Below are 14,105 nucleotides of genomic sequence, written 5' to 3' on the forward strand. Positions count from 1 at the left end.
ATACGAATGAAAAATAATGATAAGGATAAATTGGAATTCATCTATTTTAATAAAAAAGCTTATGAAATACTAAAAAATTATCTTCTTTATCAAATAGATTCTATAAAAAATATATTTATTTTAGTGGATAATAATACTGATCAATATTGTCTTCCTATTCTTTTTTCTCATATTGATTTTTTAAAAAAATCTAATCTAATTAAGATTAAATCAGGAGAAAAAGAAAAAAATATTTATACATGTATTCAAATATGTGAAAATTTGGAAAAATTGAAAGCTACTAGAAAAAGTATAATAATAAATTTAGGAGGAGGTGTTATAACAGATATAGGTGGATTTGTTGCTTCTATATTTAAAAGAGGAATTCGTTTTGTGAATATTCCTACTACTTTATTAGGAATGGTTGATGCATCTGTAGGATATAAAACAGGTGTTAATTTAAATTTTATTAAAAATGAAATAGGATCTTTTTATATTCCAGAATTTTTAATAATTGATTCTTCTTTTTTAAAAACTCTTCCTTATGAAGAAATTATTTCTGGAATGGCTGAAATATTTAAACATAGTTTAATAGAAGATAAAAATTTTTGGATCAATTTAAATAAAATAAAAAATATTAGTGATATAAAAAATAATCAATGGGATCATTTAATTAATCAATCTATATTAATAAAAAAGAAAATTGTAGATAAAGATCCTAAAGAAAAAGGATTAAGAAAAATTCTTAATTTTGGACATACCATTGGTCATGCTTTAGAAAGTTATTTTATGAATACGGATACAATATTACATGGTATAGCTATTATTATGGGAATAATTTGTGAATCTTGGATTTCATACAAAATTAATGGATTATCCATTTATGATTTTAAAAATATAAAAGATACATTATCTACATTGTATCCAATGCAAAAAAAAATTTATAATTTATCTGATTCAGAAATCGAAAAAATATTAAAAATTATGGAATTTGATAAAAAAAATGAAAAAAATAAAATTCAATTTTCTTTATTAAAAGAAATAGGAAAATGTTCTTATAATTGTGAAGTTCCATATTTATTAATTAAGGAAAGTTTTTTAAAATAAAAATTTTTCATTTTTTTTCTTAAATATTATTTATATTAAAAATAAATAAAAATAAAAATCTCATAATTTTATAATAAAAATGAGTGAAGGAGAAAAATTAGTTCCTATAAATATAGAAGATGAAATGAAATCATCGTACATAGATTATTCTATGTCTGTAATTGTATCAAGAGCTCTTCCTGATGCTAGAGATGGATTAAAACCTGTACATAGAAGAGTTCTTTATGGAATGTATCAATTAGGAATTTTTTCTAATAATTCTTATAAAAAATCGGCTCGTATTGTTGGAGAAGTTTTAGGAAAATATCATCCCCATGGAGATATTTCTGTTTATGATACTATGGTTCGTATGGCACAAAAATGGACTCTTCGTTATCCATTAATAGATGGACAAGGAAATTTTGGTTCATTAGATGCAGATCCACCTGCAGCTATGCGTTATACAGAAGTACGAATGAAAAAAATTTCTGAAGAAATGTTGTTAGATATAAAAAAAGAAACAGTAGATATTCAATTAAATTTTGATGATTCTTTAGAGGAACCAACTGTTTTACCAACGAGAATTCCTAATCTTTTAATTAATGGATCTTCAGGAATTGCAGTTGGAATGGCTACTAATATTCCACCTCATAATTTAAAAGAAACTATAAATGCTATTTGTGCTTATATAGATAATAATAATTTATCTATTGAACAAATAATGAAATATATTAAAGCTCCCGATTTTCCAACAGGTGGAATTATTTATGGATATGATGGAGTAAAAAATGCTTTTCATACTGGTAGAGGTCGTATTATTTTGCGTGCAAAAGTTCATTTAGAAGAGCTTCAAGGAAGACAATGTATCATAATAGATGAAATTCCTTATCAAGTAAATAAAGCAGAAATGATATCTAAAACTGTAGGATTAATGAAAGAAGGAAAAATGGAAGGAATTTATCAAATTCGTGATGAATCGGATAGAAATGGATTACGAATTGTTTATATGCTTAAATATAATACAAATTCTAACATTATATTAAATAAATTATTTCAATATACTTCTCTTCAAACTTCTTTTAATGTTAATAGTATTGCATTAGTTAATGGAACTCCCGTTCAATTAAATATAAAAGATCTTATTCAACATTTTATAGATCATAGACATGATGTCATTATTCGTCGTACCAAATATGAATTAAAAAAGTGTAAAAATCGTGTTCATATATTAATGGGTTTTTTAAAAATATTAGATCATTTAGATATGATGATTCAATTGATTAAAAAATCTAAAAATCATCATGACGCTTGTTCTACATTGATTAAAAAATTTCATATATCAGAGGATCAATCTAAATCTATTTTAGATTTGCGTTTACAAAGTTTGACTTCTTTAGAATTAGAAAAAATCAAAAAAGAATATAATGATATTATAAAAAAAATAGAGCATTTCCAAAATATATTAGTTCAATATTCTATAAGAACAAAAATTATTAAAGAAGAACTTTTAGATATCAAAAAAAAATATCAAGATTCACGTCGTACACAAATTGATTATTCAGGTAATAAAGTACATATAGAAGATTTAATTGAAAATAAACAAGTTGTTTTGACTATTTCTCATGCTGGGTATATAAAACGAACATCTTTATCAGAATATAAACGTCAAGGAAGAGGTGGTGTAGGAAATAGAGGAGCTACAGCTAGAGAAGCTGATTTTTTTAAACATTTACTTATAGCAACAAATCATCAATATTTACTTTTTTTTACAGAAAAAGGAAAATGTTTTTGGTTAAGGGTATATGAAATACCAGAAGGATCTAAAATTTCTAAAGGAAGAGCTATACAAAATATTATTCATCTTCAACAAGATGATAAAGTTAATGCTTATATATTAACAGGAGATTTGACTAATAAAAAATACGTAAAAGATTATTACGTTATGATGGTTACTCAAAAAGGAATTATTAAAAAAACATCTTTAGAAAATTATTCTCGTCCTAGAAAATATGGTATTAATGCTATTATAATTCGTAAAGGAGATTCTTTATTAGAAGCTATTTTAACTAAGGGAGATAGTCATGTTTTTATCGCTGTTAAAAGTGGAAGAATTATTCGTTTTTCAGAAAATAAAGTTCGTGCAACTGGAAGAACCTCTTCTGGAGTAATAGGTATTAATTTTACAATTATAGATGATATGGTAATTGGAATGATATGTGTCAATAAAGAAGAAAAAGGAAATTTATTAGTTGTTTCTGAAAAAGGATTTGGAAAAAGGTCTCATTTAAAAGATTATCGTATTACTAATCGTGGAGGAAAAGGAATAAAAACAATAAATATTACTCAAAAAACAGGTAATTTAATTTCTATTAAAAATGTTACAGATAGAGATGATTTGATGATTATTAAAAAATCGGGAATCATTATACGTATACCTATTTCAGATATAAGAGTTATGGGTAGAACAACTCAAGGCGTTCGATTAATTAATTTAAAAAAAAATGATGCCATAGCTGATGTTGCAAAAGTTTATAAACCTATTATGGGGTTTCATTAAAATCATGTAAAATATTAACACATTCTGAAATGTAAAAATCCTTTATCAAGTTTTTTTGCCATTCTTCTTCTTCTTCTTTTTTTTCTTTATTGATAATAATTTGATAATAAGGAGGAAAATATCGTAATCCATATATATGAAAATAATTTTTTAGTTTTTGAAATTTTTTATTTTTTTCTTTTATTTTTTTATTTTCATAATAAAATTTTTTCCAGTTTAAGGAAAATTTTTTAATTTCTAAAAATTTATTTTCTAATAATTGTATTTTTTTATAAATATTCATTAAATTATTTTTTTTATTCAAACGTTGAATACTTTTTATTTTTATTTTTTCTAAATTTTTTTTCTTATTCCAATAAGAATATAAAATTGGGTCTATAGAATCCCATTTCATAGAATTTTTTTGATTTTTTTCCATTAATTTTAACGAAATATTACTTAAATTACTAGGCATTACTATATCTGAATGAACTCCTTTTAATTGGGTAGAACTTCCATTAACACGATAAAATTTATTGATGGTAAATTTTAAAGCACCTAATTCTTTATTAGTTAATAAAAATTGATTTAGTGGATAAATAGTTTGTACTGTTCCTTTTCCATATGTTTGATAACTTCCCACGATAATTCCTCTTTTATAATCAGATATAGCTGCAGCGAAAATTTCAGAAGCAGATGCGGATAATTCATTAACAAGAACTACAAGTGGCCCTTCCCACAATATTTTTTCCTTATCATTTTTTAATATCTTTTTTTTCTTATTATATTTACCACCTATTTGTACTACTGGAACTTTTCCTAAGAAAAAACCTGTAATTTCTATTACAGTATCTAAAGATCCACCCCCATTATTTCTTATATCTAAAATAAGACCTTTTATATTTTCTTTTTTTAATTTATTAATAATTTTTTTGATATCTTTAGCGGCATTTCTTCCATTTTTATTTTCAGGATTAAAATAAAATTCAGGTAAATAGATAATACCATATTTATTTTTATTTTTATCTAAAATAATAACACTTTTTGCAAAAATTTCTTTTTTTTCTATAATATCTCGTATTAATAATACTTCTTCTATAAATCCATTTTTTTTTTGAATAGTAAGTTTAACTTTACTTCCTTTTTTTCCTCTTATTAAACGAATAGAATTTTCCAATAACATTCCCACTATATTTTGAGATTCTGAATTTATATCTTTTGCTACTCGTATAATTTTATCTCCTATTTCTATTTTTTTACTTTTCCATGCTGGTCCACCAAAAATAATATTTACAACTGTAGGATATCCTTTGTAATCTTGTAATTCAGCTCCTATTCCTTCTATTTGACCAGATATATTTAAATCAAAAATTTCTTTTTCTTTAGGAGATAAATAACTAGTATGAGGATCATATTGAGAAGTAATAATATTTACATAAATAGAAAACCAATCAAATTCTTTTTTCATTTTTAATTTTCTTAAATATTCTTGAATATATTCTTGCACTTTTTTCCTTGAAATTTTTTCTTCGTTCAAAAATGCATTTTTCCAAATTTTTTGTTTTGAAATATTTAATTTTTTTTGGTTAATAGAATCTATTATTTCTAATAATGTTAAATATTTTAAATATTTTCTCCATTTTATAATCCATTCTATATTATTTTTTGAATAAAAAATATTTTTTTTTCCAATAAAAAACATTTCTTTTTGATTAAAATCAAAAGGTTTTTTCAAAATTTTAAAACATATAGATTCCACGTCTTTTATTCTTTGATAAAAACGTTTCATAACAATATTGAAAAATGTAGGATCTCCATGAATCCAAAAATCATCTATTTTATTTTTATAAAAAGACAAATCTTCTATATCTTTTTGTAAAAAAAATCGTTTTTGATTATCTAATTTTTCAAAATATTGATTATATACTTTTTGTGAAAAATTATTATCAATAGAAATAGGATTTGGATGTAGAAAATGAAGTGTTTTATATATTGTTTTAAGGATTAAACGATGTTTTTCTTGTTCTCCATTAGAAGAACAAAAACTTAATAGAAAAATAAAAAGAAAACCAATTATTATATACTTAACTTTCTTAAATTTTTTTATTTTAGAATTCAAAACTCTATTTTTTTTTTAAACATAAGTATAAATAACTTTTTTTTATGAAAAAAAAAAATGAAAAAAAAACCAATTATTTTAGTAACCAATGATGATGGTATTATAGCTCCAGGTATTAGAACCCTTATTAAGGTTATTAATCCTTTAGGAGATGTTTATGTTGTTGCTCCAAATAAACCTCAATCTGGAGTAGGACATGCAATAACTATGGATTCTATATTGTATTGTGATTCGGTAAAAATTGATAACGGAATTCAAAAAGAATGGGAATGTTCAGGAACTCCGGTAGATTGTGTTAAATTAGCTATTAATAAAATTCTTCCAAGAAAACCTGATATTTGTGTATCAGGAATTAACCATGGATCAAATTCTTCTATAAATATTATGTATTCTGGGACAGTTTCCGCTATTATTGAAGCTGGAATAGAGGGGATACCATCTATAGGATTTTCTCTTTTAGATTTTAATTGGAATGCTGATTTTGAGCCTTCAAAAAAATATGTTTATCAAATTGTAAAAAAAATACTTTATAATCCTATTCCAGAAAAAATAATTAGTTTAAATGTGAATATTCCAAAATTGAAAAAAGAACAAATAAAAGGAATTAAAATATGTAGACAAGCTAAATCTAAATGGAAAGAAAGTTTTGATAAAAGATCAAATCCAAAAGGAAGAACTTATTATTGGTTAGTTGGAGATTTTATCAATTTTGATAAAAATATAGATACAGATGAATGGGCACTAAAAAATGGATATATATCTATAGTTCCTATTCAATTTGATTTAACAAATTATCCTATATTAAATATTTTAAAATATTGGAGTTTTGTATTTTTTATTTTAGATTCATTTATTAATTTTTAATATATTAAAATATAGATATTGTGTCATATTCTTTAGAAGAATCTTTAAATCCAAATAAAATTGAAGATTTTGTTGGACAACATGATATATTAGAAAATTTAAAAATTTTTATTCAAGCTGCTAAAAAAAGAAAAGATTCCTTAGATCATATTTTATTTCATGGACCTCCAGGATTAGGAAAAACAACACTTGCTTATATTGTAGCTAATGAATTATGTGTGAATATAACTGTGACTTCAGGATCTATTTTAGATAAACCAGGAGATTTAGCGGGATTATTAATTCATTTAAAAGTAAATGATGTCATTTTTATTGATGAAATTCATAGACTTTCTCCAATAGTTGAAGAATATTTGTATTCAGCTATGGAAAATTACAAAATAGATATTATTATAGATTCTGGATCTAAGGCAAAATCAGTACAGATAGATTTATCTCCTTTTACTTTAATAGGTGCAACAACGAGATCTGGGTTACTTACAGCTCCTATGCGTTCTAGATTTGGTATTAATTTTCGTTTTAATTATTATGAAAATAAATTTTTAAAAAAAATTGTAAATAGAAGTGCAAAATTATTAAATATTCCAATTACAGAAGAAGCTTCTAATGAAATAGCAAATAGAAGTCGTGGAACTCCACGTATAGCTAATGCTTTACTTCGTCGTATTCGTGATTTTGCACAAATAAAAGGAAATGGAACTATTGATATCAATATATGCAATTTAGGATTACAATCTCTTAATGTAGATAAAAATGGATTAGATGAAATGGATAATAAAATTCTTCTATCTATTATAAATACTTTTCAAGGTGGTCCTGTAGGAATTAATACTATAGCAACAGCTGTTAGTGAAAATTCAGATACAATAGAAGAAGTTTATGAACCTTTTCTTATTAAAGAAGGATATTTAATTAGAACACCAAGAGGTAGAAAAGTTACAAAATTGGCATATAAACATTTAAAAAGATATTTAAAAAAAAAATAAACTGAAATATTTTTTATTTATCTATTTATAAAAATTAACTTTGTTAAAGTATAAAAAATAAAAATCATGCCTTCAAATGTTATTGTTGGGCTCCAATGGGGTGACGAGGGAAAAGGAAAAATTACAGATTTACTTTCTAAAAATTCAGATTATGTAATCCGTTATCAGGGAGGTAATAATTCTGGTCATTCAATTCATGTTAAAAGTAGTCGTTTTATTCTTCATTTAATTCCTTCTGGAGTAATTTATTCTAATGTAAAATGCATTATTGGACCGGGTGTAGTTATTGATCCTAAATCTTTTATTAAAGAAATACAAGATTTAGAATTAATGAATATTAATACATCAAAAGTTTTTTTATCAAAAAGAGCACATATAACTATGCCTTATCATCGTTTATTAGATCAATATAAAGAAGAAATATTAAAAAATAAATCTATTGGTACAACACATCGTGGAATAGGTCCTACTTATGAAGATAAAACAGCACGTATGGGGATACGTGCATTAGATTTATTAAATCTAAAAAATTTTTATAAAAAATTAAAATATAATATAAATTTTAAAAATAAAATTATTACGAAAATTTATAAAAAAGAACCTATTGTTTTTAAACTTATTTATGAAGAATATGTAGAATATGCAAAAGCTATTTCAAATCGGATAATTGATGCCGTTTATGAAATACATGATGCTTTTTATAATAAAAAAAAAATTTTATTTGAAGGAGCTCAAGCTTTATTATTAGATATTGATTATGGAACATATCCATATGTAACAACTTCTTTTACCTCTACAGGAGGTGTATGTATAGGTACCGGAATTCCTCCTCATTTTTTAGAAAATTTTATAGGAATAGCAAAAGCATATTGTACACGTGTAGGATTTGGTCCTTTTCCTACAGAAATTAATAATGATATTAATAATATTATACGTAAAAAAGGAAATGAATATGGATCTACAACAAATAGACCAAGACGATGTGGTTGGTTAGATTTAATAGCACTTAAATATTCTTGTATGATTAATGGAATTCATTTTTTAATTATTACAAAATTAGATGTATTAAGTGAATTAGAAATTATTAAAGTAGGTATCAAATATAAATATAATGGAAAAATTATAAAATATTTTCCAGCAAATATAGAAGAAAAAGATATAGAAGTTATTTATATAGATTTTCCTGGTTGGGAAAAGGATATATCTCATATTAATAAGTATGAAAATTTACCAAAAAATTGTAAAAAATATATTAAATTTATTGAGGATTATTTAAATATAGAAATACTTTTAATTTCTGTAGGTTCTGAAAGAGAACAGAATATTATTAAAAATAAATATTCATTTTTTAAAATTTTTTCTTAAAAATATTTTCTTGTGAAAGAATATAAAAATCCTTTGGTAGAACGATATAGTAGCAAAGAAATGTTATATAATTTTTCTCCAGAAAAAAAATTTACTACTTGGAGAAAATTATGGTTCTATTTAGCAGAAATACAAAAAGAATTAGGATTAAATATCAGCGATGAACAAATACATGATCTAAAAAATCATTTATATGATATTGATTGGGATAGAGTTTCTTTTTTTGAAAAAAAATTTCGTCATGATGTAATGGCACATTTATATGCTTTTGGAGAAAAAGCGAATAAAGCAAAATCTATTATTCATTTAGGTGCTACAAGTGCATTTTTAGGAGATAATACAGATATTATTTTGATTCGTGATGGATTAGAAATTTTACTTAAAAAATTGATAAACTTAATTTTTCGTATGAGAAATTTTTCACTAGAATATCATAAAGTTCCTACTTTAGCTTTTACACATTATCAACCTGCTCAGTTAACTACTGTAGGAAAACGATCTTCTTTATGGATACAAAGTTTACTTTTAGATCTAGAAGAATTAGAATTTAGATTAAAAAATATTCGTTTTAGAGGAGTAAAAGGAACTGTTGGATCAGCTGATAGCTTTAAAGAATTATTTCATGGAGATTTACAAAAAGTAAAATATTTAGAAAAAAAAATATCTAATAAATTTGGATTTCCAAATTTTTTTTCAATTACGGGACAAACTTATGACAGAAAAATCGATTCTCAAGTATTAAATTTATTATCTAATATTTCTCAATCTTCTCATAAGTTTAGCAATGATTTACGTTTATTGCAAAATTTAAAAGAAATGGAAGAGCCTTTTGAAGAACATCAAATTGGATCTAGTGCTATGGCTTATAAACGTAATCCTATACGTAGTGAAAGAATAGCTTCTTTAGCAAAATTTGTTATTTCTTTATCAAATAGTTCATATATGGTTGCAGCTACTCAATGGTTAGAACGTACTTTAGATGATTCTGCTAATAGAAGATTAGTTATAGGACAATCATTTTTAGCTGTAGACGCTATTTTAATGATTTGGAATAATATATTAGAAAATATTATTGTATATCCTAAAATCATTGAAAAACATATTCAAGAAGAACTTCCATTTTTAATTACTGAATACATTATTATAGAATGTGTAAAAAATGGAGCAGATAGACAAGAAATTCATGAAAGAATACGAATTCATTCTATGAAAACAAATTTAAAAATAAAATTAGAAGGAAAAAAAAATGATTTTATTAAACGTATTTTACAGGATAAAAAAATACCAATTTATGAAAAAAAAATGAATCAAATGCTCAATTCTAAAAATTTTATAGGATTTTCTTCAGATCAAACTTTAGAATTTATTGAAAAAGAAGTTAATCCAATATTAGATCGATTCCATCATTTAATTGATGATGATATATCCAATATGGATAGAAAAATTTAATAAATTAAATTATCTATTTGAATAATGAATTTCAGAATTTATATACAAAAAAAAAATCCTTTTGATATTGATTCTAGAAAATTATATCATAAATTAAAAAATTTAAATATTTCTTTATCTAAAGTGATTATTTATCATATATATGATATTTTTTATATAAAAAAAGAACTTTTTTTAGAAAGTTTATCAAAAATTTTTGTAGATCCTGTAACAGATATTTTACATAAAAAAATGAATTGGAATAATTCATATTATATAGAAAAATTTACAAAAAAATGTAATAATCGTGCAAATGCAGCTGTACAATGTATAAAAATTTTGGATTTTAAATCAAAATCTAATAATGTTTTAGTAAGAAGTAATCAATTAATAGAGTTAATTGGAATAAATAAAAATCAAGATTTTTATAAAATAAAGAAATATTTTAATAATAATAATAATTATAAAAATAATGATAATAAAAAATATAAAGTTAAAATTGTAGAAAATTTTATAAATTTTTCTTTCGAAAAAATAAAAAAATTTCATAATAATTCTAATCTATCTATAGATATAAACGATTTATTATTTATACAAAAATATTTTATTCAAGAAAAAAAAAATCCAACAGAAGAAGAATTTAAGATATTGGATACTTATTGGTCTGATCATTGTAGACATAAAACATTTTATACAAAATTAGTAAACATATCTTTTGATGGTTTTTTAAAAAAAACATATCAAAAAATTTTTAAAAAATATTTAAAAGATAAAGATTCAATAGGAAAATCAAAAGATCCCATTAATTTTATGGATTTATCTAATTTACCTTCTAAAATTTTTTATAAAAAAGGAAAATTAAAAAATTTTGTTTTATCTCATGAACATAATGCGTGTGTTATTATGATAGATGTTGATATTATAGGTTGCAAAAAAAAAGAAAAATGGTATTTATTTTTTAAAAATGAAACACATAATTATCCTACAGAAATTGATCCTTTTGGTGGAGCTTCTACTTGTATAGGAGGTGCTATTAGAGATCCATTATCAGGAAGAGCTTTTGTTTATCAAGGACTAAGATTAAGTGGATCCTCTGATCCTACAATATCAAAAACTATTGATAAAAAATTGCCACAAGATCAAATATGTTTAGAATCAGCTTATGGTTTTAGTTCTTATGGTAACCAAGTAGGATTAGCTACAACTCATGTTAATGAAATTTATCATGAAGGGTATAGAGCAAAAAGAATGGAAATGGGTATGGTTATTGGTGCTGTTCCTGTTCATTTTATAAAACAGGAAAAACCAAAAAAAGGAGATATAATTTTATTGATTGGAGGATTAACAGGAAAAGAAGGAATAGGAGGAGCTATTGATTCTTCTAAGGAAGACGATAATAGTGATAAAAAAAATATACAAAAAGGACAAAAAGGAAATCCAATAATAGAAAGAAAAATACAAAGATTTTTTAGAAAAAAAGAAGTCATATCTTTAATAAAAAAATGTAATGATTTTGGAGCAGGTGGAGCTGCAGTTGCTATAGGAGAATTAAGTAATAGTTTGATATTATATTTAGATAAAATACCTATAAATGAGAAAATGAATGCACTTGAAATTGCTCTTTCAGAATCTCAAGAACGTATGGCTGTATTATTAGATTATAACAATGTTGAAAAATTTATTGATTTAGCTCATGAAGAAAATATTATGTCTACACCTATAGGTAGAGTAACTGATAATGACCGTATTATTTTTTATTATAAAAAAAAAGAAATTTTTAATATAAAAAGTTCTTTTATGAATACAAGGGGATATCATAAAGAACAATCTGTTATTATTAGTTCTCCAACTTTAATTTCTCCTTTTAAAAAATCAAAAAAATTTTTATTTAATAAAAAAACATTTTTAAATACTCTTTCTAAATTAAATATAGCTTCTCAAAAAAATTTAATAGAAATGTTTGATAGTACTGTAGGTGCTACTACAGTTTTAATGCCTTTTGGTGGAAAATATCAAATGACACCATGTGAAGGGAGTGTACAAAAAATTCCTGTTTTAAAAGGAACTACAAATACGGTTAGTTTAGCTGCTTGGGGTTTTCATCCTGAAATTTCTTCTTGGAGTCCTTTTCATGGAGGAGCTTATGCAATTGTAGAATGTATTTCTAAAATTGTTTCGATGGGAGGAAATTATAAAAATTCCTATTTTAGTTTTCAAGAATATTATCAAAAATTAGGAAATGATCCAAAAAATTGGGGAAAACCTTTTTCTGCTTTATTGGGAGCTTATCATGCTCAAATGTCTTTAGGATTAGTTTCTATTGGAGGAAAAGATTCTATGTCCGGAACATATAAAAATATACATGTTCCTCCGACATTCATTGCTTTTGGAGTTTCGACTGGTTCTTGTTTAAATATTATTTCTCCTGAATTTAAAAAAATAGGAAATAAAATTTATTTATATTATCATCGTTCATTAGAAAATGAAATGCCAGATTTTCATTCTATAAAAAAAGCTTATAATCAAATTTATAAAGGAATTTGTTCAGGAAAAATTGTTTCAGTAAAAACAGTAAAAGATGGAGGAATTTCTATTGCTATTGCAAAAATGGCATTTGGAAATCATTTAGGAGTAATTATAAATTGTAAAGAGCATTTATTTGAAATGAATATAGGATCCTTAATTATAGAATCTTCATATCCAATGTCAGATAATTTTATTCAAATAGGAGAAATTACTTCTTCTAAATCATTAAATTTTAATGGAATATCTATTGATATTGATGAATCAATAAAAAATTGGATAAAAACTTTTACTCCTATTTTTTCTTATAATGAAATTAAAAGTAAAATTAAAAAAAATAAAAATATTAAAAAAAAAGAAAAAATAATTTATAAAAAACAAAAAAATAATACCATAATATGGAAATGTAAATTTAAAAAAAAAGGAATACCACGCGTATTTATTCCAATATTTCCTGGAACAAATAGTGAATTCGAATCTATTCGTGCATTTGAAAAAGCGGGATCTATAGTAAATACTTTTGTATTTAAAAATTTGAATAATAAAGATATTATTGAATCTATATTTTCTATTAAAAAATATATAGAATCTGTTCAAATATTTATGCTTTGTGGAGGATTTAGTGCTGGAGATGAACCAGATGGATCAGCAAAATTTATTGTATCTATATTACATAATCCATATATTATGGATGCTATTCAAAATTTTCTTAGTAAAGATGGATTAATATTAGGTATTTGTAATGGATTTCAAGGATTAATTAAATCTGGATTATTACCTTATGGTAAAATTGGGTTAAGAAATTATAAATCGCCTACATTAACTTATAATAAAATAGAAAAACATATATCTCAATGTGTTAATATAAAAGTTATTTCTGATAAATCTCCATGGTTAAATGGTATGAAAAATAAAATATATACTCTTCCCATATCACATAGTGAAGGAAGATTTTATGCTAAAAAAGAAATTACAAATATTTTATTTCAAAAAAATCAAATTGCTACACAATATGTTGATTTATGTGGTAATCCTAGTTTAGAAAGATTATATAATCCCAATGGATCTGTTGACGCTATAGAAGGATTATTAAGTGAAAATGGAAAAATTTATGGTAGGATGACTCATCCAGAACGTTATGAACATGGTTTATTAAAAAATATACATAATGTTCATGAACATTCTATTTTTAGAAATGCAGTACAATATTTTTTATAAA

General features: G+C 23.6%; 8 protein-coding genes. 7 read left to right on the forward strand and 1 reads right to left on the reverse strand.

What is annotated here, in order from left to right:
• Positions 1-6 precede the first annotated feature (6 nt).
• A complete protein-coding gene (gene aroB / locus H0H41_RS00725; protein ID WP_185872342.1) occupies positions 7-1,086 on the forward strand; it encodes a 3-dehydroquinate synthase in 1,080 nt (359 codons plus the stop codon).
• Between the two features lie 79 nt (positions 1,087-1,165).
• Entirely contained in the window at positions 1,166-3,622 is a 2,457-nt protein-coding gene (gene gyrA / locus H0H41_RS00730; RefSeq protein WP_185872343.1) for a DNA gyrase subunit A, read from the forward strand.
• Here the strand turns inward: gyrA and H0H41_RS00735 are convergent.
• Entirely contained in the window at positions 3,606-5,720 is a 2,115-nt protein-coding gene (locus tag H0H41_RS00735; RefSeq protein ID WP_185872344.1) for a carboxy terminal-processing peptidase, read from the reverse strand. The genes gyrA and H0H41_RS00735 overlap by 17 nt on opposite strands.
• Positions 5,721-5,777: 57 nt before the next feature.
• Here H0H41_RS00735 and surE point away from each other — a divergent pair, with 57 nt between their 5' ends.
• From surE to H0H41_RS00760, 5 genes are all read left to right on the forward strand, one after another.
• Entirely contained in the window at positions 5,778-6,584 is an 807-nt protein-coding gene (surE, locus tag H0H41_RS00740) for a 5'/3'-nucleotidase SurE (protein WP_185872345.1), read from the forward strand.
• Positions 6,585-6,604: 20 nt separating this feature from the next.
• Positions 6,605-7,570: a Holliday junction branch migration DNA helicase RuvB gene (ruvB, locus tag H0H41_RS00745; RefSeq protein ID WP_185872346.1), complete on the forward strand. Its 966-nt coding sequence runs from the start codon at positions 6,605-6,607 to the stop codon at positions 7,568-7,570.
• A gap of 66 nt (positions 7,571-7,636) precedes the next feature.
• The gene (locus H0H41_RS00750; RefSeq protein WP_185872347.1) at positions 7,637-8,935 is read left to right on the forward strand and encodes an adenylosuccinate synthase; all 1,299 of its coding nucleotides are present in this window, start codon (positions 7,637-7,639) and stop codon (positions 8,933-8,935) included.
• A 12-nt stretch (positions 8,936-8,947) separates the two neighbouring features.
• Complete coding sequence (gene purB / locus H0H41_RS00755) at positions 8,948-10,384, forward strand: adenylosuccinate lyase (RefSeq protein ID WP_185872348.1); 1,437 nt, start codon at positions 8,948-8,950, stop codon at positions 10,382-10,384.
• 24 nt (positions 10,385-10,408) lie between these two features.
• A complete protein-coding gene (locus H0H41_RS00760; protein WP_185872349.1) occupies positions 10,409-14,104 on the forward strand; it encodes a phosphoribosylformylglycinamidine synthase in 3,696 nt (1,231 codons plus the stop codon).
• Position 14,105: the final 1 nt, after the last annotated feature.

The organism is Blattabacterium cuenoti (assembly GCF_014252255.1).
Lineage (GTDB): Bacteria > Bacteroidota > Bacteroidia > Flavobacteriales > Blattabacteriaceae > Blattabacterium > Blattabacterium cuenoti_J.

Bases quoted from the DNA above. Each gene is read 5' to 3' on its own strand.
- aroB (WP_185872342.1), top strand. From the start codon at position 7: ATGAAAAATAATGATAAGGATAAATTGGAATTCATCTATTTTAATAAA.
- surE (WP_185872345.1), top strand. From the start codon at position 5,778: ATGAAAAAAAAACCAATTATTTTAGTAACCAATGATGATGGTATTATA.
- H0H41_RS00760 (WP_185872349.1), top strand. From the start codon at position 10,409: ATGAATTTCAGAATTTATATACAAAAAAAAAATCCTTTTGATATTGAT.
- gyrA (WP_185872343.1), top strand. From the start codon at position 1,166: ATGAGTGAAGGAGAAAAATTAGTTCCTATAAATATAGAAGATGAAATG.
- H0H41_RS00750 (WP_185872347.1), top strand. From the start codon at position 7,637: ATGCCTTCAAATGTTATTGTTGGGCTCCAATGGGGTGACGAGGGAAAA.